Genomic DNA, 21,988 nt, shown 5'->3' on the forward strand with positions numbered 1-21,988 from the left:
GTCGCCATGGCGCTGGAGCCGCACCCGACCATCGACCCGCCCGGCGTCGAGCTCCGCGAGCCCCGTGACCGGCACGGCCGCGGCGGGGCGCTGTGGCTGTCGCTGGACGCCGCCGCGACCCTCGCCGCGTCCATGGGGCACGACGGGCCGGAGGGCGACCTGCTCGGCCGGCTGGCCCGCGCGGCCGGCGGCAGCACCCGCGACGGGCTCGTGCCGTGCTGCGTGCGCGCCGGGGTGCCGTTCGACGCGCGCTGGCACGACGGCCGCCGGACCACGTCCGTCCACGGTGGACACCTCTTCCTGGTCACCGAGGAGGACGGCTGCCGCGGGGTCCTGCTGCTGGAGTTCCGGGATTCCACGGCGCCGTCCTTCGGGTTCGGTTCAGCGAGGTGTACGACCACCCGACCGCCGGCCGGCACACCTTCGAGGTCGACACGGCCCGGCGGGCGATCGTCCTGTTCGGACGGTCCGGGGTGGACGGTCGTGACGCCGAGGCGGCCGCCGTCACCGCGATGCGGGCCCGGGTCGCGGCCGGCGAGCTCGGCCCGCACCTGCCGCCCGGCGGCAACCGCGACCTCGTCGAGCGCCGGATCCTCGAGGCGGGCCTGTCCCGCCGCGTCGGCGGGCGCCCCCGCGTGCACGAGGTGCTGCGGGCCGGCGACCTGTTCCTCACCCTGCGGTTCTGGGTCGGGCCGCGCCCGCAGACGTTCTGCTTCGAGGAGGAGCACCGCGCCGGCGCGCACCGCGACCTCGGCAACATCCACGCTGCCCCGGCAGGCCGCGCGGGACCTGGTCCTCGGCTGGCTCGCCGGCGCGGGCGTGGCCGGCCGGGCCACCGGATTCGCCCGCACCGAGCGGCTGCTGCGCGTGCACCGCGCCACCACCGACTGCGTCTCCCACTGGATCAGCGGCGACTGACCGCGTGGCACCATGGAGGGGCGAAGCCGCACGTTCTGTCAAGTCCTGACAGATGCCAACGCCGGATACCGGTTTGGGGCAATACTTTCGGTAAGTCCTTGACAGAACACGTCCGCGCCGTGAGGATCGCGCCGTGGCGGCCCAGCGCATCGACCCTCACACCCTATGGCACCCCGACACCGGTGGTGCGGGCCGGCGGGTGGCCGAGACGCTGCGCCTGTACGGCCCACGCACCCGCGCCGAGCTCGTCCACCTCAGCGGCCTGTCCCGCCCGACGGTGTCCTCGGCCCTCGCCGACCTCGGCGGCGCCGACCTGGTCAGCGAGCAGGTGGGTGCCGCCGCCAAACCGGTCGGCGGCCGCCCAGCGTCGGTGGTGCGGCTGACCCGGCGGGCCGGGATCGCGGTCGGCGTCGACGTCGGCCGCCGGCACGTGCGGGTCGCGCTCGCCGACCTCGGCCACGCGGTGCTCGCCGAGCGGCAGTCCCGCACCGACTTCGACATCGACGACCGGCCGCGCGAGGCCCTCGACCTCGGCACCACCCTCGTCGACGCGGCGCTGCGCGACATCGGCGCCACCCGCGCCGACGTCGTGGGCGTCGGGCTGGGCGTGCCGGCGCCGATCACCAGGGACTGGCGCATAGGGTCGCCGGGGATGCTGCCCGGCTGGGCCGACGTGCTGCCGGCCGACGAGCTCACCCAACGGCTGGCGCTGCCCGTCCGGGTCGACAACGACGCCAACCTCGCCGCCCTCGGCGAGTACGTGTGGGGCGCCGGCCGCGGCTGCGCCGACCTGGTCTACGTGAAGCTCGCCACCGGCATCGGCGCCGGGATCGTGCTCGACGGCCGGCTGTACCGGGGTGCCGCCGGCACCGCGGGCGAGCTCGGCCACGTCACCCTCGACGCGCGCGGCCCCGTCTGCCGGTGCGGCAACCGCGGCTGCGTCGAGCTGTCCGCCGGCGGGCGCGCCCTGCTCAGCCACGCCCGGTTGTCGCACCCGGAGCTCACCGACCTGGCCGGGCTCATCGCGCTCGCGCAGGCCGGCGACCCCGGCTGCCGCCGGCTTCTCGCCGACGCCGGCACCCAGCTCGGGTACGCCCTCGGCAACCTGGTCAACCTCATCAACCCGCAGCGGGTCCTGCTCGGCGACGAGCTGGGCGCGGCCACCGACATCCTGCGCGAGCCGCTGCAGCGGGGGCTGGCCGAGACGGCGTTCACGGCGGCGGCGGCGTCGGTCGAGGTGGTGCAGAGCGCTCTGTCGCTGCGCGCCGCGGCGCTCGGCGGGGTGGCGCTCGCCCTCGGTGTCGACACCGTTCCGTTCGCGGCGGCGTCGCCGGCGCTGTGACGGCGGACGCCGCCCGCAACCTTGACCGCCGTAGGAACGCGATCGTCGCGGGAGCCTGATCGCCGTTGGTTGGCGATCGCTGCCGGGACGTGATCGGCGTTGGACGGCGATCAGCGCCTCCAACACCGACCAGCCGCGAACCCTGCCCACCGTGAGCCGGTTCACCGGCGCGAGCCCCATCTTTAGCGGTAAGGTAACGACTCGTGGTAACGAGCGCCCCGCCCAGCACTCCTGTCAGCGTCACCCGGGCGCCGGGCGCGACCAGGGTTCTGGTGCCCCTCGGCGTGATGTTCCTCTTCGTCGGCCTGTCCACCGCGGTCGTCGGGCCGTTCGTGTCGCTGTTCCTCAGCACCGCCGTCAAGGCGGACCCCGTGCACGTCGCCGCGTTCCTCGTGGTCGGGCCGGTGTCGACGGTCGTGTCCTCGACGCTGATCGGCCGGGTGTCGGACCGGCGGCCGGTCCGCCGGAAGATCCTCGCCGGGGCGGCCGCCGCCGGGGCGCTCAGCGCGAGCGCCACCGCGTTCGTGCGTGACTACTGGGTGCTGCTGGCGCTGACGGTGACGGTCACCGCGATCAGCGGTTCGCTGTTCCCGCAGGCGTTCGCGTACGCCCGGGAGGTCCTGGAGCGGCACGGCTCGACCCGCGCCGCGATGACGATCAGCACGCTGCGGATGCTGTTCTCCATCGCGTGGGTGGCGGGGCCGCCGGTGGCCGCGGTCCTGCTCAGCACCGGTGGGTTCCGCGCGCTGTACCTGTCCGCCGCCACCATGTACGCCGTGGCGGTCCTGGTCGCCGTGTTCGTGCTGGAGGACGTCGTACCGGCGCCGAAACCCGAACGCGCACAGGACGGGCACGCGCCGTCCACGGTGCTGCGGGTCGTCGCCGCGCTCATGCTGCTGCAGGCGGCCGGGGTGCTGGGCGTCCAGGCGATGTCGCTGTTCCTCAGCCACGACCTGCGCGGCTCGGTGCGCGACGCCGGCCTGGTGCTCGGCCTGTGCGCCGCCCTGGAGATCCCGCTGATGCTCGGCTTCGGCGCGCTGTCCACGCGCTGGCCGCTGCGCCGGCTGGTCACCGCCGGCGCCGGGCTCGGCGTGCTGTACTACGTGCTCGTCGCCGCGTCCGCGCACACCTGGCAGGTCGCCGCGGCGCAGCTGGTCAACGCCAGCTTCATCGCCGCCGTGCAGGGTCTGGGCATCTCCTACGTGCAGGAGATGCTGCCGGGGGAGCCGGGCCGCGCCGCCACCCTCGCCGGCAACGCCTACCCGGTCGCCGCGATCGTCGCCGGGCCGCTGTTGGGCCTCGCGCAGCACTTCGGGTTCCGGTTCGCGTACGCCGCCGCCGCGCTGCTGTGCGCCGCCGGGCTGGTCCTGCTGCTCACCTCGCACCGGCGGCGGCGCCCGTGACCGTGCTGCGCTTCGACGGCTGGATCGCCGGCATCGGCACCGCCGGCGGCACCCGCCTCGTTCTCGGTCACTGGCCGCGTTCGCCGTTCGGGCCGGTCAGCGACGTCATGGTGGAACGCCCCGACGGTCACCGCATCCTGCTGGCCGGCACGGGGCAGCTCGCCGACTTCGTCGCCGGCACCTACCGTTTCGACGAGATCCTGCTCGTCCCGGTCGATGTCGTCGTCGCCGGTACCACCTGGGCCGCCACCGCCGGTCCGCTCCGCCTGGACTTCACCACGGGCCGCCGCGGGGCGCTGGGCGGGCTGCTGCGGTGCGTGCCGCCGCCCGTGGCCCGGCACCCGCGCTGGATCGCCGCGATCGACGTCCCGGCCCGCCTGCTGCAGCCGGGGGTGCGCACGCACGGCAGCGCCGGCAACGACCGGCACGAGTGGTACGGCGTGCAGGACCTGCACCGCATCACCGCCGCGACCGCCACCTGGGACGGTGCCGACCTCGGCGCCCTCACCGACGTGGACCCGCCGGTGCGCTTCGGCTTCGGCTCCACCCCGCGCACCCCGTCCCTCGCCCGGGTCACGACGACGGTCGGCCCAGCTTCGCCAGGTCGTAGCCGTCGGGGTAGGACTTCGTGACGATCCCGTCGGCGAACAGCGGCGTGGTCCGCGGCGCGGCGAGCCGCAGCAGCCGGGCCCGCGCCCGCAGCGCCACGTGCAGCCCGACCCGCGCCCACGCCGGCGGGTCCGGCACCGCGTAGGCGCGGCGCAGCGGCGGGTCGTACAGGGCGGCGATGAGCGCGTCGGCCGCGCCGCGCAGCGGTGCCGGGATGCGGCCGCGCAGCAGCTGCCGGGTGGTCCGCTCGATGCGCTCCGCCTCCGGGGTGTGCCGCAGGTGCGCCGCCTCGTACGCGTCGAACCAGTCCTCCAGCGCCCCGTAGCCGGTGGGGATGTCGCGCACCCCCATGCGCAGCCCGACCTCGCGGTAGTAGCGGGCGGCCGCCTCGCGCTCCTGCCGGGCCGGCGGTCGCCAGCCGTACCGCTGCAGCCACCGCATCGGCACGACCGCCAGCGCCGCCAGGACGTAGACGCTGTCGTCGTTGTCCGCGGTGACGTGCCGGTGCGCCTCCTTGAGCAGGCGCAGCGCCAGCCGCCCGCGGGGGTGTTCGAAGCCGTGCAGGAGGATTTCGTACATGATGATGCCGGTGTCGTCGGCGCGGCGGCGCGGCTCGCTCAGCACCCGCCCGGTCCGCACCAGCTCCCGCGCGACGCGGGGCAACGCGAACGACCGGTTGAACGCTAGATTGAACGCCATCCGCATGTCCCAGGGGAACTCCTCGCGCAGCGTCAGCTGGTGGATCAGCAGGTAGTCGACGCCCGCGTCGCTGCTCTCGATGCGCCGCAGGTTCGCATATCGACCCCTTCTGATCCCCCGCATGGCTGTGCAGTCTACGGATCCGGTGGCTCATGGTGAAATCAGTGCGACGGCGGTCGATCCTGCTGGTCACGGCGGTCCTCGCGGCCGCGGCGGTGCTGCTGGCCGCCGACACGCTCGGGGTGCTCTACGACGGGCTGCTGGTGCGCCTGTCGGCCAGCGGTGGCCTGCGCGGCACGACGACCACCGTCGCGGTGTGGGACTCGGGCCGCACCGTGATCACCGGTGAGGTCACCGCACGCACCCGGCTGACCCCGTGGCAGCGGCGGGACCTGCGCGCCGCCCTCGCCGCGACCGACTTCGCGCGGCTGCCGGCGCGCGCCCCGGCCCGCTGCTGCGACAGGCTCGTCTACGTCGTGCAGTACCGGCGATGGACGGTCAGCACGGCCGAGCCCGGCGACGACCCGGGACTGCGCCGGGTCGTCGACCTCCTCGGCGGGGTCGTCAGCGCGCACCGGTGAGCCGGTCGAGCAGGTCGGCGAGCACGTCGGGGCCGGTGGCGAAGTTGAGCCGGACGAAGCCCCCGGTGTCCACCGCGGTCCCCTCGGCGAACTCCGCGCCGGCGCTGAGCCGCACCTTCGCGGTGCGCTCCAGGTGCCCGGCCGGGTCGGTGCCGCCCCACCGGATCCAGCTGAGGTAGGTCGCCTCCGGCGGGTGGTGCGGCAGCCGCGCGGCGACGGCGTCGCGGTTCGCCCGTAGCAGCGCCCGGGTCTGCTCCAGCCAGCCGGCCGACTCCCGCCACGCCGCGACGGTCGCCACCCGGCCGAGGATGCTCGGCGTGCCGTACAGGTCCAGGGGCTGCGCGTCCAGCGACGCGCGCAGCCGACGCGGGCCGACGTGCGCGACGGCGAGCCGCAACGCCGCCAGGTTGAACGCCTTCGTCGCCGACGTCATGGTCACGGTCCGCGCGGCCACGGCCGGGTCCAGCGAGGCGAACGGGATGTGGCGGTGCGGCCGGTACGTGAGATCGGCGTGCACCTCGTCGGCGAGCACCACCAGGTCGAGCTCCTCCGCGACCCCGGCGAGGGCCTCCAGCTCGGCGCGGTCGAACACCCGGCCGGTCGGGTTGTGCGGGTTGACGAGCACCAGCAGCCGGCAGCCGGCGAGGCGCCGCCGCAGCCCTTCCGTGTCGAACGTCCAGCGGGTGCCGTCGTCGAGCATCGGCAGCGGCACGACGCGCCGGCCGGCGCGGGCGATGCTGGCCAGGAACGGCGGATACGCCGGCACGTGGACCGCGACGCCGTCGCCGGGCGCGGTGGTGTGCTCCACCACGACCTGCAGGATCTGCAGCAGGTCGGTGAAGATCCTGGTCCGCCCCGGCCGCGGGTCCCATCCGTGCCGCCGGCGCATCCAGTCCTCGAACGCCGCGACGACCGGGTCCTCGCCGCGCCAGTACGGGTAGCCGAAGTCCTCCCGGTGCACCACCTCCAGGAGCCGGTCGCGGATCGCGGGCGAGACGCCGAGGTCCATGTCGGCGACCCAGGCGCCGATCGTGTCCGGCGCCGTGACGCCCCACTTGACGCCGTGCCCGGCGCGCAGCCGGGCGGTCTCGTCGCCGCGGACGGGCGCGATGCAGTCGCGCAGGATCTCCATCTGGCCGTGGTGCTGGGCCAGCTCCTCGAACACGTGCTGCAGCGCGGCGCCCTGGGTGGCGACCCGGTCGGGGCCCTGGTACCCGGCGGGCGGGGTGCCGCGCAGCGCCGCGTGCGGCTCGGCGGCGCGCACGTCGTCGGCGAACTGGGCCCGGACCCGCGCGACCCTGGCGACGAGGTCGCCGACCCGCCCCTCGGCGGTGAACTCGGCGTCGCGGTCGCGCTGCGACGGCCGGCCCGCGACGAGGGTGCCCGCCCAGTACTCGACCACCCCGAGGCAGTGCGTCAGCAGCGCGAACGGCGAGTTGGCCCCCGGCAGCGGCCGGCACCCCGCGCGCTCGTCGCCGAGCTCGGTGACGATGCGGACCATGCCGTCCAGCGCACGGTCGGTGTAGTACAGGTACTCCTCGGCGCTGATCATGCCCATCCCTCTCGCGTCACCTGTTTGACCGGTGACGCACACCTTGCGCCGGGATGGCGTCACCTGTCAAGGTGGTGACGTGACGTTCGTGTTCGTCAGCGGCGACCTCGCGCTCGACTTCGCCGGCACGCGCAAGTGGCGCCGCAGCGCGCCGGAGGAGCTCCTCGTGACCCCGGCCGACGCGGCCCGCTGGGCGGTCGAGGCGGGCGTGCTGAGCGCCGCCCCACCGGTGTCCACTGTGGACTTCGAGGCGCTGGTGTCGTTGCGGGAGCAGGTGTACCGGCTGGCCGCCGCGACGGCCGAGGGGCGCTCGTGGCCGGCGCGGGACCTGCGGGCGCTGAACGCGGCCGCCGCCGGTCCGCTGCCGGTGCGCAGCCTGACCGGCGGCGGGGTCCGGCGCACGGGCGGCGCGACGGAGCTTGGCACGGCGGTCGCCGTGGCCGCGGTCGAGCTGCTCGGCACCGCGAGCGTGATCCGGGAGTGCGCGTTCGACGAGTGCACGCGGCTGTTCGTGGACCGGTCCCGGGCCGGCAACCGCGCCTGGTGCGGCATGGAGGAGTGCGGCAACCGGGTGAAGGCGGCCGCGTACCGGGCCCGCCGCGCCGGCCGCGGTGCCTCGCAGGGCGCTCCGGCGGCCGGTCGGGGCGCCGGGTAGCGGCGCTCGTCAGGCGGCGCTTTTCGGGGCGGCGCTCGCGGGTGCCGTTCGTCAGGCGGCGGTCGTCAGGCGGCGCTCGTCAGGCGGCGTTCGTCAGGCGGCGGTCGCGGGGTGGTCCGGTGGGGCCGTCAGGTGGCGGCCGGCGGGATGGCGGTGTCGGCGTCGCGCCAGGCGATGCGGTCGTAGCCGAACGCCAGGCAGGCGTCGCGGATGCGGCCCGGCACCGTCTGCGCCTCGGCGCGCAGCACCAGCTCGCCGTCGACGTTGTACAGCGACAGCAGCACCGTCGGGCCCGGCGGCGGGGGCTGGACCGGCACCTCGATACGGGCCTGCCCGTGGGTGCTGATGAGCAGGGTGCCGGCCCAGTGCGGCCCAGGGTCGGCGGCCGGCACCCCGAACACGATGAGCCGCCGCAGGTGCCGGCCGTGCAGCAGGTCCAGGCGCAGCCGCTGGTGCCCGCCGCGCCGGTCCATGGTGAGCGGGCCGAACGTCTCGCCCGGCCGCAGCACCGACGACCAGCCGCTGTCCATCTGGTACGCGCACCCGAGCGCGAACCCCTCGTCCGGCGACCACGCGGCCTCGAACGTCAGCATGCCGATCCCGGACTGCAGCCGGTCCAGCTGCACCGACGGCCGCTGTGGGGTCAGCACCGTCGGCGCCGAGCCGAGCGTCCGCGGCGGCGTGAACGCCGGCTGCGCCGCCCGCCCGGCCGGCGGGGCCGGGGCGGCGGCCGGCACCGGCCGCCGAGCCGTCTCACCGGACAGGTCCAGGGAGGTCTCTCCGTGCGACGGCGGCGGCGCGGCGGCCGGCCCGGGTCCGGACAGGTCCAGGGACGTCCCGCCGTGCGGCGGTGGCACGGCCGGCCCGGGGGCAGGCAGGTCGAGCGAGGCCGAACCGGCCGGTGGCGCGGCCGGCCCGGTCGGCCCGGGCGCGGACAGGTCCAGCGACGTCGAGCCGGCGGGCGGCGCGGTCGGCCCGGGCGCGGACAGGTCGAGCGACGTCGGCGGTGGCGAGGGCGTGGGCGAGGGCGCCGGTGCGGGCGCCGGTGCGGGCGCGGACAGGTCCAGCGACGTCGGCGGGGGCCCGGACAGGTCCAGCGACGTGCTCCCGGCCGGCGACAGGTCCAGGGACGCCAGCGGCGTCACCGGGGCAGCCGCGGCCGGGGGCGCTGTCGTGGCCGCCGGCGGCGGGCCGGCCGGGCGGCGCCGGTGCCGGATCCACGACAGGTCGTCGGTGGCGGCGCCGGCGGCGGGACGGCCGCGGTGCCGCAGCCAGGACAGGTCGTCCGTGCCGCTCACGTCGTCACCTCCGCTGCGCTCCGGCGCCGCCGCGAGCTCAACACTGAGCCCATGGTTCGCGGCCCGAGCCGCTGCGCTGGCCGCTCACAACCGGATCCCGTAGTCCGCCGCGAGGGCGGTGACGCCGTTGGCGTACCCGTCGCCGAGGACCTTGAACTTCCAGCCGCCACTGTGCCGGTACAGCTCGCCGAGGGCCAGGCCGGTCTCCAGGTTCAGCACCGGGGCCAGGTTCTCCGACCGGATCAGCTCCGCGTTGCCGTCGAGGTTCAGGACCCGGATGACGCACGACTTCAGCCGGCCGAGGGTGCGGCGGGCCGCGGTGCCCTCGTTGACGTACATGACGATCACGATCCGGCTCACCTCGGCCGGCGCGGCGAGCAGGTCGACCTCGATCTGGTCCTGGTCCTCGCCCATGACGTCGCGCAGCTGCTGCACCGACAGGTCGGGGGAGGCGAGCTGGTTGAAGTACACGAAGTGCCGGTCGGACAGGGCGTCACCGTCGCCGCGGCACAGGATGGCGGCGACCACGATGTTGTCGGCGAGCACCTGCTCCATGCCCGCGTTGTACTGCACCCCCAGCACGACACCCCGCAGATCCGGGATCTCCCGGGTCAGGGTGACGTTCGCCCCCCGCTTCATCTCCTTCATGCCGCCACCTCCGCTGCGCTGCGGCGTCGGCCTGAGCTCCACCCTGCGCTTATGATTCGCGGCCCTCCGCTGCGCTGCGGCCCGCTCATGCCGCCACCTCCGCTGCGCTGCGGCGTCGGCATGAGCTCCACCCTGCGCTTATGATTCGCGGCCCTCCGCTGCGCGGCCCGCTCATGGCAGGTCCAGGTCGGAGCCGGAGAACTTGGTCCGCAGGAAGTTGCCCTGCGTGGCGAGGGCGTCACGGTCCTGGCCGCGCACGGCGACCAGGATGTTGGACGCGGCCTCCTGCAGCAGGTCGAGCTGGGCCAGCAGCTCGGGGACCGGGCCGGGCCGGTCGCGCATCGACGCCTCCAGGTTGAGGTAGCTGCGAAGGGTGGTCGGCAGGAAGTCCTCGACGGTGTTGCGCACCAGCAGCACGGCGTGGATGTCCAGCGGCCGGTTCGCCGAGGTGTCCAGGATCTCCCGGAGCGTGTCGGTGAGCCAGCGCGCCTTGACGACCGCGGCCGTCGGCAGCCGGGACGCCTGCTGGTTGACGAAGTGCTCGGCGTCGACGATGCGCCGGCGGATCTGCTCGGGGTCGCCGACCGCCGCGCTGGTCGGGTCGGCCGCAGGGTCGGGGGCCGGCGCGGGCTCGTCGGCCTCCCCCCACCATCGCAACCAGCGCACCGCGGGCTCAGCCTGTCTGCTGGCCGCGCAGCGTGCGCTCGAGATACGGCTTGGCCCGCTCGATCTGCCCCTCCAGGGCCTGCACCGTCTGCGCCATCGACTCGACCGCCTGGGCCCGGAAGGTGTCGACGGCGTCCATGGTGGCGAAGACGTTGTCGAACGCCGCCTGGAGTTTGTTGATGTCGACGGTGGCTGACGCGGCCTGCTGGTTGATCGCCGCACCCTGCGTCTTGAGCTGCTGGGACGTGGCCTCGATGAGGTTCGAGGTGACCGTGTTGAGCTGGGTGATCTGGTCCAGGACCAGCTTCTGCCGGGCGAGCGCCTGCGACACGATGACCGCGATGCGCAGCGCCGCGATCGTGGTGCTCTGCGCCCGGTCGACGCCGCGGATGAGCTCCAGGTTGTTGCGGCGGACCAGGTCGAGGGCCATGTACCCCTGCACGTTGACCGCCATCTGGGTCATGATGTCCTGCCGGCGCTGCCGCACCGGGAACAGCGCGTCGGAGCGCAGCGTCGCGGCGGCCTCGGTCTGGCCCGCGGCCTCCAGGGCGGAGACCTTCGCCTGGATCGCGTCGTCGAGGGCCGCGGCGAGCTCGTTGTACTCGGCGAGGCGGCCCATCGTCGTCCACATGTTGACCTTTTCGGTCTCAATGGCCGCGTTGTCCTTGCGCAGGTCGTTCTGTCCCGACTCCAGCGAGACGATGATCGCGTTGAGGTGCGACTGCGCCGACTTGTACTTGGCGAAGTACCGGTCGATCCTGTCGCCGCCGGGCAGCCACTTCAGGACCTTCTGCACCCCGGTCAGGTCGGCCCGGTTGGGGTCCAGGTCGGTGATGGTGTTGCGCAGGTCGACGAGGGTGTTGGCCACCCTGACCTGGGCGTCGTCGGTGGCGCCCCGGCTGCGGCCGCGGCCCATCGCGGCGGCGGGACGCTCCAACATGCGGTTGGACATCCCGGCCGCCGCGCGCATGTCCTGCTCGCCCATCGACGTGATCGACGCGACCTTCTGCTGGAAGGCCGGCGAGTTCGTGTCGATCGCGGCCAGCTCCTCGACGAAGGCCGCCGCCCGGCGGCGCAGCTCCTGCTGCTTCTCCGTCTGCACGGGCACGGCGCCGGCCGCCTGCTGCGGCTCGACGACCACGACCGGGGCGGGCGGGGTGAGCACGAGCGCGCCCTGCTGCTGCGTGGGGTCGCCGCCAAGATCGAGCTCGGACATTCCAGGACCTTTCAGATCAGGCGACGTTGACGCCGAAGTCGCGGGCGATCCCGGCCAGACCGGAGGCGTAGCCCTGGCCGACGGCCCGGAACTTCCACTCGCCGTTGTGCCGGTACAGCTCGCCGAAGATCATCGCGGTCTCCGACGACGCGTCCTCGGTCAGGTCGTAGCGGGTCAGCTCGGCGCCGCCGTCCTGGTTGACGACCCGGATGAAGGCGTTGCGGACCTGCCCGAAGGACTGACCGCGCTGGGTGGCCTCGTAGATGGACACCGGGAACACGATCTTGTGGCACTGGGCGGGGACCTGCTCCAGCTGCACCAGGATCTTCTCGTCGTCGCCGTCACCGCCGCCGGTGAGGTTGTCGCCGGTGTGCTCGACCGATCCCTCGGGGCTCTTCAGGTTGTTGAAGAAGACGAAGTGCTGGTCGGACAGGATCTTTCCGTTCTCACCGAGCATGAGCGCGCTCGCGTCGAGGTCGAACTCTGCGCCGGTCGTGGCCCGCTCGTCCCAGCCGAGGCCGATCATCACCGCGCGAAGGTTCGGCGCCTGCTTGGTGAGCGAGACATTGCCGCCCTTGGTGAGGGTGACGGACATGGAACTCTCCTCGCGCTCTCGTTGTGGTCGTCAACCGTGTCCGATCGGCCTGTCGGATATATTCATCCGGCTGATCGACGACACCGGAGCCGCCTTCAAAGCTAACGCGCTTCCGGCTAGTGTCGAACATTGATCGAACAAGCCGGAGCCTACCCCAACGCCTCAAGCGGACGCGCCGCACGAACGGGGAACGCCGGCTCACCCTGGCGGGCGGACGCTACTCTCGGGCGGGCACCATCATGATCAGCCCAGGCGCCGCCTGACGCCGGGGAAAACAACAGGCAAACCATCGAATGACTGGAGATCGGTATGGGCATCAGCCTGACCAAAGGTGGCAACGTCTCACTGACCAAGCAGGCGGGTCCCGCCGGTCTGACGGCGGTGACCGTCGGCCTCGGTTGGGATGTCCGCACGACGACCGGCACGGAGTTCGACCTCGACGCCTCGGCGATCGCCACGGGCGCCGACGGCAAGGTCTTCTCCGACAAGCACTTCGTCTTCTACGGCAACCTCGCCACCCCGGACGGCAACATCCAGCACACCGGTGACAGCCTCACCGGTGAGGGCAGCGGCGACGACGAGCAGATCAAGGTCAACCTGGCCGCGCTGCCCGCCGAGGTCGACAAGATCGTCTTCCCGGTGTCCATCTACGACGCCGACACCCGCTCGCAGTCCTTCGGGCAGGTCCGCAACGCCTTCATCCGCGTCTTCAACAGCGCCGACGGCGTCGAGCTCGCGCGGTACGATCTGAGCGAGGACGCCTCCACCGAGACCGCCATGGTGTTCGGCGAATTGTACCGCAATGGGGCCGAATGGAAGTTCCGTGCGGTCGGTCAGGGCTACGCATCCGGGCTGCGCGGCATTGCCCAGGACTTCGGCGTCAACGTCGGATAGTAAGGTCGGCGCACCGCAACTTCCCTGATGAGCCCGAAACGGTGTGACAGATGTTCCTGAAGACATTCGGCTGGTCGCTGGCCGTCACCGCGGTGACACTCGTCGGCGCCTTCTTCCTGGGTGGGCCGACCGCCTTCCTCATCGTCGCGATCCTGTGCGTGCTGGAGATCTCGGTGTCGTTCGACAACGCCGTGGTCAACGCGACCGTGCTGGGGCGGATGAACGCCTGGTGGCAGCGGCTGTTCCTCACCGTGGGCGTGCTCATCGCCGTCTTCGGCATGCGGCTGATCTTCCCGCTGCTGCTGGTCGGCATCACCGCCCAGCTCAACCCGGTCGACGTCGTCCGGCTCGCCCTCGAGGGCGGGTCGGTCGACGAGCCCGGCACCTACGCGGCGCTGCTGCACGAGGCGCACCCCAGCATCGCCGCCTTCGGCGGCATGTTCCTGCTCGTGCTCTTCCTCGACTTCATCTTCGAGACCCGCGAGCACACCTGGCTGACCTGGCTCGAGAAGCCCCTCGCGAAGATCGGCAAGCTCGACCAGCTGTCGGTCGTCATCTCCCTCGCCGTGCTCGTCATCGCGGCCGAGACCCTCGCCAAGGACACCGGCACCGTCATGGTCTCCGGCGTGCTCGGTATCGCCGTCTACATCCTGGTCAACAGCCTCGGTGAGCTCTTCGAGAACGCCGGTGGCCTGGGCGACGACGAGGACGAGGACGAGAAGCCGGCCGGCATCCACGGCGACGCCGGCGACGTCGCCGGCGACATCGAGAAGGCGAAGTCCGGCCCGAACGCCGTCGTCCAGGTGGCCGGCAAGGCCGCGTTCTTCCTGTTCCTGTACCTCGAGGTCCTCGACGCGTCGTTCTCCTTCGACGGTGTCATCGGCGCGTTCGCCATCAGCCAGAACATCTTCATCATCGCCGCCGGTCTCGGCGTCGGTGCGATGTACATCCGGTCGCTGACGGTGTATCTGGTCCGCAAGGGCACCCTGAGCGAGTACGTGTTCCTCGAGCACGGCGCCCACTGGGCCATCGGCGCCCTCGCCGCGATCCTGCTGGTCGGTATCAAGTACGAGGTGCCCGAGGTCGTCACCGGCCTGATCGGTGTCGGCTTCATCCTCGCCGCGTTCCTGTCCTCGGTGCTGCTCAACCGGCGCAACGGCGCCGCTGAGGCGGCCGAGGAACGCGCCGAGAGCCTCGCCGGCCGGTCCTAACCCAACCCGCGTCCCCGTCCCGGGAAGGCAGGCAACGCCGTGACGAATCCGAACAACCCGGTCTCGCTGTCCAAGGTCACCCTGACCAAGGCGGCACCCGCTGTCTCACTCGCCAAGCAGGGCGGGGCCGCGGGCATCCTCCGGGTCAACCTCAACTGGGCGCAGCCCGCCGCCAAGGGCGGGCTGTTCAGCCGCAAGCCCAAGGGCATCGACCTCGACCTCGGCTGCCTGTACGAGTACAGCGACGGCTCCAAGGGCGTCGTGCAGGCGCTCGGCGACTCGCTGCGCGACGTGCACACCCTCGGCCGGGACCCGATCTGCCGCCTGGACGGCGACGACCGCAGCGGCACCAACACCGGCGGCGAGAACCTGTTCGTCGACCTGCGGTACGCGGCGAACATCCGCCGGATCCTGGTGTTCGCGTTCATCTACGAGGGCACCCCGAACTGGGCGGCCGCCCAGGCCGTGGTGACCCTGTTCCCGGTCGCCGGCCCGCAGCTGGAGATCCACCTCGACGAGCCCGACCCGGCGGCCATGATGTGCGCGATCGCGATGATCGAGGGCAACGGCACCGACGTGTCCGTGCGCCGCGAGGTCCGCTACGTCCGTGGCGGGCAGCGGCTGCTCGACGAGACCTACGGCTGGGGCATGCGATGGGCGGCCGGGCGCAAATGACAGCGTTGTCGACAGATGGAAGGGCGCACGTATGGGTGTGAGTCTGAGCAAGGGGCAGTCCGTCTCGCTCGTCAAGGGCGGCGGCGGCACGCTCACCCGGGTCCGCATGGGCCTGGGCTGGGACGCGATGAAGAAGAAGGGCCTGTTCGGCGGGCTGAAGACCCAGTCGATCGACCTCGACGCGTCGTGCCTGCTGTTCGACGGCGCCAACCAGCTGGTCGACCAGGTGTGGTTCCGCCAGCTGCGCAGCAAGGACGGCGCGGTGCAGCACACCGGCGACAACGTCACCGGCGCGGGTGAGGGCGACGACGAGAGCATCATCGTCGACCTGGTCGCCCTGTCGCTGAACGTCCGCACGCTGGTGTTCGTCGTCAACTCGTTCACCGGGCAGAGCTTCGCCCAGATCGAGAACGCGTACTGCCGGCTCGTCGACGAGACGAACGGCGCCGAGCTGGCCCGCTTCGACCTCAGCGGCTCCGGCCCGCACACCGCGCAGGTCATGGCCAAGGTGACCCGCGACCAGGCGGGCTGGACGATGACCGCGATCGGCACGCAGGCCTCGGGACGCACGTTCCGCGACCTGCTGCCGGCCGTCGCCGGCCACCTCTGATCCGCACCGCCTGATCCGCACCACCGCGACCGCGCCCGCCCACCGGCCCCGTGCCGGCGGGACCGGGCGCGGTCGTGTTCCCGCCGGCCGCCGGTCGCGCCGATAACCGGTGGAGGGGGTCGCGGCGGGGTCCTACGATCCGGGCATGGCCAAGGGACGCGGCACCGGGAGCCTGCGTCCGGTGCAGGACGTGGTGTCCCGGATCCGTTTCGACGCGGCGCTGGACGCCGCCCGGTTCCGCGTCGGCTACGAGGAGCGCGGTGCCGGGATCCGCGAGTCGCCCCTGCCGCTGTTCGTCGCCGGCGGGGACGTGCCGTGGCACCGGGTCCGGTACGTGAAGGCCGGCGACCTCGTCGTCTGGGACCGGCACGCCCGCGTCGACCTGGTGTTCGGCACCGGCGACACCCCCGCCGCCGACCTGGCCGCGATCGCCGCGCCCCCACCCGCGGCGCCACCCCCGACCCCGGCGCCGGAGCGGGCGCGGCCGGCCCGGCGGGCGGCGTTCGACCCGGCGGCGTGCCTGCGCTTCGACCCGGCGGCCGCTGCGTGGGTGCCGGCCGGCCCGGCCGGCGACGTGCGCGCCGACGCGGTGCAGGTCGCCACGTTCAACGTGCTGTCCGACGCGTACGACCGCGACCTCACCTACCCCGACCTGCGGGTCCCCGCCTGCGTCGAGGTCCTGGAAGGGCTCGGCGCCGACGTCGTGGCGCTGCACGAGGCGACCCCGGCGCTGTGGGACGCGCTGCTGGCCGCGGCGTGGGTCCGCGACGGCTACCACGTGTCCGCCGGCCCCGACCCCGAGGCGGGTTACGGCACCGTGCTGCTGTCACGCTGGCCGCTGGCGATCGAGGTGCACCGGCTCAGCACGTACAAGCAGACGCTGCTGGGCCGGCTGCGCCTCAACGGCCGCCGGGTCGGGTTCGTCGCCGCGCACCTCACCAGCGACCACACCGCGGGCGCCGAGCAGCGCCGGGAGCACCAGCTGCGGGTCATCGACGAGCGGCTGCGCCGCGGCGACCTCGACGGCGCCGTCGTCCTCGCCGACCTCAACTTCGGCGACGACACCCGGCCCGACGTCGACGGGTACACCGACCCGTGGCGGCTGCTGCACCCGCACGACGCCGGCTTCACGTTCGACCCGGCGGTGAACCCCCTCGCCGCGCTCGCCTCGGTGACCGGGCGGGCGCGCCGGCTCGACCGGATCCTGGTGCGCTGCGCCACCCCCGGCGCGCTCGTGCCGCTCGCCGTGGAACGCTTCGCCGTCGAACCGTTCGACGGCGAACGGTTCGTCTCGGACCACTTCGGCGTCACCGCGCTGCTGCAGGACGCCGCACCGTCCACTGTGGTCACCGCCGCGCCGGTGCACACCTCGGCGCTGGTGCTGCGGCCGCCACCGTCGGTGTGGGCGCCGCTGCAGGCGATCCGCGCGGCGCATGACCCGTCGTTCCGGCGCTGGATGCCGCACGTGAACCTCATCTACGGCTTCGTCCCGGAGGCCGACTTCGCCGTCGCCGCCGCGGCGGTCCGCGAGGCGGTCGACGGCCTGGGGCCGCTGCGGATCCGGCTGGCGACGTTGCGCACGTTCGAGCACCGCGGCAGCACCACCGTCTGGCTGGAGCCCGAGCCCGGCGGGCCGCTGCGCGAGCTGCAGGCGGCCCTCGCCCGGCACTTCCCGGCGTGCCTGGAGCAGGACAGTCGCGGCGGCTTCACCCCGCACCTCACGGTCGCGAAGCTCACCGGCCGTGACGTCGCCGCGCTGGTACGGCAATGGCAGGCCGACTGGGAGCCCGTCGAGTTCACCGTGGCGTCGGTCGACCTCATCAGCCGCCGCGACGGCGAGCCGTTCGCGGTGCGGGACAGCATCCCGCTCGGCAGCCCCGTCGGCGACGCCGCCCCGCACCCCGCGGTCGCGGCGCTGCCGCCGTGGAGCGCGCTGCCGTCGGCCGGCCACGGCGTGGCGCTGCACACGGTCGCCGACGCCTGCACCGCCGTCGACCCCGGGTCCCGGCTGCACGTGGTCGGCTCGGTGCGGCTCGGCGTCGCGGCCCCGTCGACGGACCTGGACCTGGTGTGGGCGACCGCGCGGCCCGACGCCCTCGAGCGCCTCGCCGGCCTGCTCGACGCCGGCGGCCACCCCGGCGGGACCGGCGACGGCGCGCGGGTCGCCGGCACGGTCGTGCCCGTCGTGCGGGCCACCGTCGCCGGCATCGGCGTCGACGTGCAGCGCGCCGCCGTCGACCCGGCCGACCCGGCCGTGGACCCCGGCACCCTCGCCGACGCCGACCTGCGCGCGGTCCTCGCCGTCCGCGACGCCGACGCGCTGCCCGCCGCCGACCCCGCGTTCCGGGCCCTGCTCGGCGAGGTGCGCGCCTGGTCCCGCGCCCGCCAGCTCGACGGCGCCGCGTGGGGGCTCGTCGGCGGGTTCAGCTGGGCGGTGCTCGTCGCCGAGGCCCGCGCCCACCACGTCACCGACCTGGCCGGCTTCCTGCGCCACTGCGCCCGGCACCCTCGCCGCCCGCGCCGCGGCGAACGGCACGCCTACTGGCCCGTGTACTCCCCGACCCCGCCCGGCGTCAACACCACCCGCTCGATGACCCGCTCCACCGCCGCCGTGCTCCAGGAGGCCCTCGCCGGCGGCGGCACCTCCCAGTCCCACGAGCACCGCGTCCTGCTCACCGGCGACGTCGAGGGTCGCGTGCTGGGCCTGATCCTCGCCCTGGAGGACGCGGGGGCGCGGGTCCGCCCGTACCCGCGCGCCGCCGCCCTCGGCCTCGACGGCGGCGACCCCGACCTGCTGCGCGCCACCGTCGCCGCCGCCGACCTGCCGGCCCGGCTCGTCCACCCCGAGTAGCGCCGGCCTCAGCGCGCCCGGCCTCAGCGCCTCGGCCGGGGTCCCGTCGTGCCACGCCGGTCGCATCGCACCATCCTCACCGCCCGGCGCCATCGCCCCGCCGCCGGGGGGCACGGGACCGCCGGCAGGATCAGCGGACCGCCGGCAGGGTCACAGGGACGCCGTGAGGGTGGCGATGACGGCGGCGGCGGGGCCGGTGCGGGCGTGGCGGTGGCCGGTGCCGGCCCACAGGTGGACGCGGTCGGTGTCACCGGCGGCCGCCGCGGCCCGGCGCAGCGGGGCGGTGAGGTGGTGGATCTGCGGGTAGCCGAGCGGGGCGGTCGCGTCGTGCCGGTCGGTGAAGCCGTTGCGCAGCGCCCGCGCCGGCCGGCCGGTGAACGCCCGCGTCACCACCGTGTCGTGCCCGCCGGGGGAGGAGGCGCCCGGAGCGAAAGCGCCCGGGAGAGGAGCGTCCGGGGCGCCGGGGATGGTGGGTGAGGCCGCCGTGGCGGCGGACAGGGCGGCGCGGTGTGCGGCCGAGGTGCCGGCCTCATCGGTCAGTAGCAGCGCCGTGCCCACCATCGTGGCGAGGGCGCCGGCGCGCAGGGCGGCCGCCACGTCCGCGGACGTCTCGATGCCGCCCGCGGCGACGACCGGCAGGTCAACGGCGGCCCGGACCGCGGCGACCAGCGCCGGCAGCGGCGGCGCCGCCGCCAGGGCACCCGGCGTCAGTGCGGCCGGGGTGAGCGTCGCCGAGTGCCCGCCCGCCGCGGCCGCCTGCACGATGAGCGCGTCGACGCCGGCCTCCTCGGCGGCCACCGCCTCCGCCGGGGTGGTGACGGTCTGCAGGACGAGGCTGCCGGCCCGGCGCAGCGCGGCGACCGTGGACGGCGCCGGGATGCCGAACGTGCAGCTGACCGCCGGGACCGGGTCGGCGACCAGCAGGTCCAGCTTGGCCGCCCAGTGGTCGTCGTCGGGTGGCGGCGGCAGGGCGGGCGTCAGGTCGTGCGCGGCGAACTCCGCCCGCAGCTGCTCGGCGTAGCGGCGCAGCTCGCCGGCGGGGCACGGCACCGGCGGCGGGGCGAACAGGTTGACGCCGAACCAGGTGCCGGCGGCGCGGGCGGCGGCGATCCGTGCCGCGAGGTCGTCCGGGGTCAGGTAGCCGGCGGCGACGAAGCCGCCGCCGCACGCGGCGAGGAGGGCGGGCGTGCCGGCGCCGCCCGCCATCGGTGCGGCGAGGACGGGACCGGGGAGCTCGATGCTGGTCACGGACCAATGGAACCACTTTCGCCGCTACCCTGAGTTGTGCAAGCCATTGCGCCAGTGGGTGGAGTTTTTGCACCGCGCTTCGCCGCGACGAAAATTCCGTGTCCACCGCGCCGGACGTGATGGGACACCGGCGGCCGTTTCGGTACCGCAGCGAGATGGCCCGGCTGTTCGCAAGCCAAGTCGCGAAACCTCGCACCGGATTGCAAAAGCTATGAACATTCTGATGTCCCGACCCGACGGGTGTCGCCGGCGCGCGGCACCCGTCACACAGCGCTGTCGCGTACCCGCCAGGGCGGGGGTTGCCGTCGGGTCGGTGACTGTGGCAGGCACCGGGACACCGTCCGGATCCGGCGCCGGTGCGTATCTGAGCTGTTCGGACGGTTCCGGCGGTCTTGATACAGGTCGGTCAGGGAGCTTACTGTCCCGTTGCGGACCGTGACAGAGGCTTTCGTGGATGGATTTCGCGTGGCTACGGTGGGCGCACAGCCAACCACATCCCGGAGGATCCCTTGTCATCCAAGGAAAAGTCCGGCCATGCCGTCGTGCTCGGCGCCAGTATGGCCGGGCTGCTCGCCGCGCGTGTCCTGAGTGAGTCTTTTGCGAACGTGACCGTGTTCGACCGTGACACCCTTCCCGAGGGTGCCACCAACCGCAGGGGCGTGCCGCAGGGCGAGCACTCCCACGGCCTGCTCGCCAGGGGGCGGCAGGTGCTCGAGGAGCTGTTCCCCGGCCTCGTCACCGAGCTGACCGCCGAGGGCGCCATCCCGGTCGACATCATGCGCGACTGCGTCTGGGTGCAGGGCGACCGTCCCATGCCCCGGGTCGCGTCCGGCCTGGCCGGGCTGTGCGTAAGCCGCCCGCTGCTGGAGGCCGGGGTGCGCCGCCGGGTCCTCGCGCTGCCCAACGTCGTCGTGCTCGACGGGCACGAGGCGACCGGTCTGCTCTTCGACGGGGTGAAGGTGACCGGCGCGAAGGTGCTGCCGGCCGGCGGCAGCGAGCACGAGGTCGCCGCGGACCTGGTCGTCGACGCGACCGGGCGGGGCAACCGGGGGCCGACGTGGCTGGCCGCGCTCGGCTTCGAGCGGCCCGCGGAGGAGCGCGTCGAGCCGCTCACCGTGTACGTGTCCCGCGACTACCGGCGGGTGCCGGGGCAGCAAGACTTCGCCGCGGTCATCAACTCCCCGAACGCGGGCCGGCCGTTCGGCGCGGTCGCGATCGCCGCCGACGGCGACCGGTGGATGGTGACGCTGCTCGGCGTCGGTGCGGGGCAGGCGCCGCCGAGCGACCCCGACGCGTACGCGGACTTCACCGCGAAGCTGCCGGACCCGCGGGTGCACGAGCTGCTGGCCACCGCCGAGCCGCTCGGGCCGCCGCTGCGGATGCGGCTGCCGGCGAGCGTGCGGCGCCGGTACGAGCGCATGACGCGCCTCCCCGACGGGCTCGTCGCGATCGGCGACGCCATCTGCGCCTTCAACCCCGCGTACGGGCAGGGCATGACGGTCGCGGCGGCCGAGGCGATCGAGCTGCGCGACGCGCTGCGGGCCGGCCGGGAAGGGCTGCCGCGGCGGTTCTACGCGAAGGCGGCGAAGGTCGTCGACGTGCCGTGGGACATCGCGGTCGGCGCCGACCTGGCCAATCCGGAGGTGCAGGGCGAGCGGACCGGCAAGACCAGGTTCCTCAACGCGTACGTGGCGAGGATCCAGGCCGCCTCGGGGCACAGCGCCGCCGTCGGCCGGCGGTTCCTGCAGGTCGCGAACCTCATGAAGGCGCCGCCGGCGCTGTTCGCGCCGGGCATCGTGGCCCGGGCGCTGTGGCTCGGCCGGCGCCGGCCCGCGGCGGTGCCGGCGGCGCGGCCGGAGAAGGTCACGGTGTGAGCGCGGGGAGGGGACCGCGGCGGGTCCCCTCCCCGCGCGGCGTCACGCCCAGGTGATGTCGGTGCCGGGGTCGTACAGGCAGTTCGTGCTGTCCGGGCCGCTGCCGATGTGGGTCGGCTCGCTGCCCTTCGGCACGCCCTTGTACTTGTCGCAGATGACCGTGCTGTGCGAGCTGTCGCCGATGACGGTGACGCGGGTGAAGCGGGCGGTGTCGCCCCAGTTGGTGTTGATGCCGGCGACGACCTTCGTCGACTGCACGCGGACGTTGTCGATCACCACGTGCCGCTGGTAGGAGTTGGTGCAGTTGCCGCAGGCGCGGTAGAGCTTGCCGGCGTTCTCGACGGAGAAGCCGGAGATGTTCACGGTGCCGTTGCCGTTGTGCTGGAACACCTTGTCGCTGGCGGAGCGGGCGCCGCCGCCGATGACGTAGCTGGTGCCGCCGC

The 21,988-nt window shown here is 73.9% G+C and carries 21 protein-coding genes; 12 read left to right on the top strand and 9 right to left on the bottom strand.

Annotation, left to right across the window (positions count from 1 at the left end; genetic code table 11):
- Positions 1 to 6 precede the first annotated feature (6 nt).
- From OP18_RS57185 to OP18_RS15675, 4 genes are all read left to right on the top strand, one after another.
- Positions 7 to 918: a hypothetical protein gene (locus OP18_RS57185; RefSeq protein WP_156089545.1), complete on the top strand. Its 912-nt coding sequence runs from the start codon at positions 7 to 9 to the stop codon at positions 916 to 918.
- Between the two features lie 133 nt (positions 919 to 1,051).
- Positions 1,052 to 2,260, top strand: coding sequence for an ROK family transcriptional regulator (locus tag OP18_RS15665; RefSeq protein ID WP_052386778.1), 1,209 nt, complete (start codon positions 1,052 to 1,054; stop codon positions 2,258 to 2,260).
- Between the two features lie 203 nt (positions 2,261 to 2,463).
- Positions 2,464 to 3,663, top strand: a complete 1,200-nt coding sequence (locus OP18_RS15670; protein ID WP_245635390.1) for a sugar efflux transporter — start codon at positions 2,464 to 2,466, stop codon at positions 3,661 to 3,663.
- Entirely contained in the window at positions 3,660 to 4,295 is a 636-nt protein-coding gene (locus tag OP18_RS15675; protein ID WP_033359578.1) for a hypothetical protein, read from the top strand. The genes OP18_RS15670 and OP18_RS15675 overlap by 4 nt, the downstream gene beginning before the upstream one ends.
- Here OP18_RS15675 and OP18_RS15680 read toward each other — a convergent pair.
- Positions 4,237 to 5,094, bottom strand: coding sequence for an oxygenase MpaB family protein (locus OP18_RS15680; protein WP_033359579.1), 858 nt, complete (start codon positions 5,092 to 5,094; stop codon positions 4,237 to 4,239). The genes OP18_RS15675 and OP18_RS15680 overlap by 59 nt on opposite strands.
- Before the next feature lie 41 nt (positions 5,095 to 5,135).
- Here OP18_RS15680 and OP18_RS15685 point away from each other — a divergent pair, with 41 nt between their 5' ends.
- Positions 5,136 to 5,552 (top strand): hypothetical protein, encoded by a 417-nt coding sequence (locus OP18_RS15685; RefSeq protein WP_033359580.1) that lies wholly within the window; start codon positions 5,136 to 5,138, stop codon positions 5,550 to 5,552.
- Here OP18_RS15685 and OP18_RS15690 read toward each other — a convergent pair.
- Complete coding sequence (locus tag OP18_RS15690; RefSeq protein ID WP_081970783.1) at positions 5,536 to 7,110, bottom strand: aminotransferase class I/II-fold pyridoxal phosphate-dependent enzyme; 1,575 nt, start codon at positions 7,108 to 7,110, stop codon at positions 5,536 to 5,538. The genes OP18_RS15685 and OP18_RS15690 overlap by 17 nt on opposite strands.
- Positions 7,111 to 7,183: 73 nt before the next feature.
- Between OP18_RS15690 and OP18_RS15695 the strand changes: the two genes are divergently transcribed.
- Positions 7,184 to 7,759 (top strand): CGNR zinc finger domain-containing protein, encoded by a 576-nt coding sequence (locus OP18_RS15695; RefSeq protein ID WP_033359581.1) that lies wholly within the window; start codon positions 7,184 to 7,186, stop codon positions 7,757 to 7,759.
- Between the two features lie 128 nt (positions 7,760 to 7,887).
- Here the strand turns inward: OP18_RS15695 and OP18_RS61840 are convergent, their stop codons facing one another.
- From OP18_RS61840 to OP18_RS15720, 5 genes are all read right to left on the bottom strand, one after another.
- Entirely contained in the window at positions 7,888 to 9,057 is a 1,170-nt protein-coding gene (locus OP18_RS61840) for a hypothetical protein (RefSeq protein ID WP_033359582.1), read from the bottom strand.
- 84 nt (positions 9,058 to 9,141) lie between these two features.
- A complete protein-coding gene (locus OP18_RS15705; protein WP_033359583.1) occupies positions 9,142 to 9,705 on the bottom strand; it encodes a TerD family protein in 564 nt (187 codons plus the stop codon).
- Between the two features lie 171 nt (positions 9,706 to 9,876).
- A complete protein-coding gene (locus OP18_RS15710; RefSeq protein ID WP_033359584.1) occupies positions 9,877 to 10,371 on the bottom strand; it encodes a hypothetical protein in 495 nt (164 codons plus the stop codon).
- A 7-nt stretch (positions 10,372 to 10,378) separates the two neighbouring features.
- Positions 10,379 to 11,587: a toxic anion resistance protein gene (locus OP18_RS15715; protein ID WP_033359585.1), complete on the bottom strand. Its 1,209-nt coding sequence runs from the start codon at positions 11,585 to 11,587 to the stop codon at positions 10,379 to 10,381.
- A gap of 16 nt (positions 11,588 to 11,603) precedes the next feature.
- The gene (locus tag OP18_RS15720) at positions 11,604 to 12,182 is read right to left on the bottom strand and encodes a TerD family protein (RefSeq protein ID WP_033359586.1); all 579 of its coding nucleotides are present in this window, start codon (positions 12,180 to 12,182) and stop codon (positions 11,604 to 11,606) included.
- A 309-nt stretch (positions 12,183 to 12,491) separates the two neighbouring features.
- Between OP18_RS15720 and OP18_RS15725 the strand changes: the two genes are divergently transcribed.
- From OP18_RS15725 to OP18_RS15745, 5 genes are all read left to right on the top strand, one after another.
- On the top strand, positions 12,492 to 13,076 hold the full coding sequence (locus tag OP18_RS15725) for a TerD family protein (RefSeq protein ID WP_033359587.1): 585 nt from the start codon (positions 12,492 to 12,494) through the stop codon (positions 13,074 to 13,076).
- Positions 13,077 to 13,126: 50 nt separating this feature from the next.
- Complete coding sequence (locus tag OP18_RS15730; RefSeq protein ID WP_033359588.1) at positions 13,127 to 14,287, top strand: DUF475 domain-containing protein; 1,161 nt, start codon at positions 13,127 to 13,129, stop codon at positions 14,285 to 14,287.
- Between the two features lie 39 nt (positions 14,288 to 14,326).
- Positions 14,327 to 14,962, top strand: coding sequence for a TerD family protein (locus OP18_RS15735; RefSeq protein WP_033359589.1), 636 nt, complete (start codon positions 14,327 to 14,329; stop codon positions 14,960 to 14,962).
- Positions 14,963 to 14,993: 31 nt separating this feature from the next.
- Positions 14,994 to 15,572, top strand: coding sequence for a TerD family protein (locus OP18_RS15740; protein WP_033359590.1), 579 nt, complete (start codon positions 14,994 to 14,996; stop codon positions 15,570 to 15,572).
- Between the two features lie 145 nt (positions 15,573 to 15,717).
- Entirely contained in the window at positions 15,718 to 18,423 is a 2,706-nt protein-coding gene (locus tag OP18_RS15745) for an RNA repair domain-containing protein (protein ID WP_033359591.1), read from the top strand.
- Positions 18,424 to 18,573: 150 nt separating this feature from the next.
- On the opposite strand, the gene OP18_RS15750 is transcribed toward OP18_RS15745, so the two are convergent.
- Positions 18,574 to 19,671, bottom strand: a complete 1,098-nt coding sequence (locus OP18_RS15750; RefSeq protein WP_033359592.1) for a nitronate monooxygenase — start codon at positions 19,669 to 19,671, stop codon at positions 18,574 to 18,576.
- Positions 19,672 to 20,213: 542 nt separating this feature from the next.
- Between OP18_RS15750 and OP18_RS15755 the strand changes: the two genes are divergently transcribed.
- Positions 20,214 to 21,545: an FAD-dependent oxidoreductase gene (locus OP18_RS15755; protein ID WP_279327104.1), complete on the top strand. Its 1,332-nt coding sequence runs from the start codon at positions 20,214 to 20,216 to the stop codon at positions 21,543 to 21,545.
- 42 nt (positions 21,546 to 21,587) lie between these two features.
- On the opposite strand, the gene OP18_RS15760 is transcribed toward OP18_RS15755, so the two are convergent.
- The coding region (locus OP18_RS15760; protein WP_033359594.1) for a pectate lyase at positions 21,588 to 21,988 on the bottom strand (401 nt) is incomplete at its 5' end.

This window comes from Dactylosporangium aurantiacum, assembly GCF_000716715.1.
GTDB lineage: Bacteria > Actinomycetota > Actinomycetes > Mycobacteriales > Micromonosporaceae > Dactylosporangium > Dactylosporangium aurantiacum.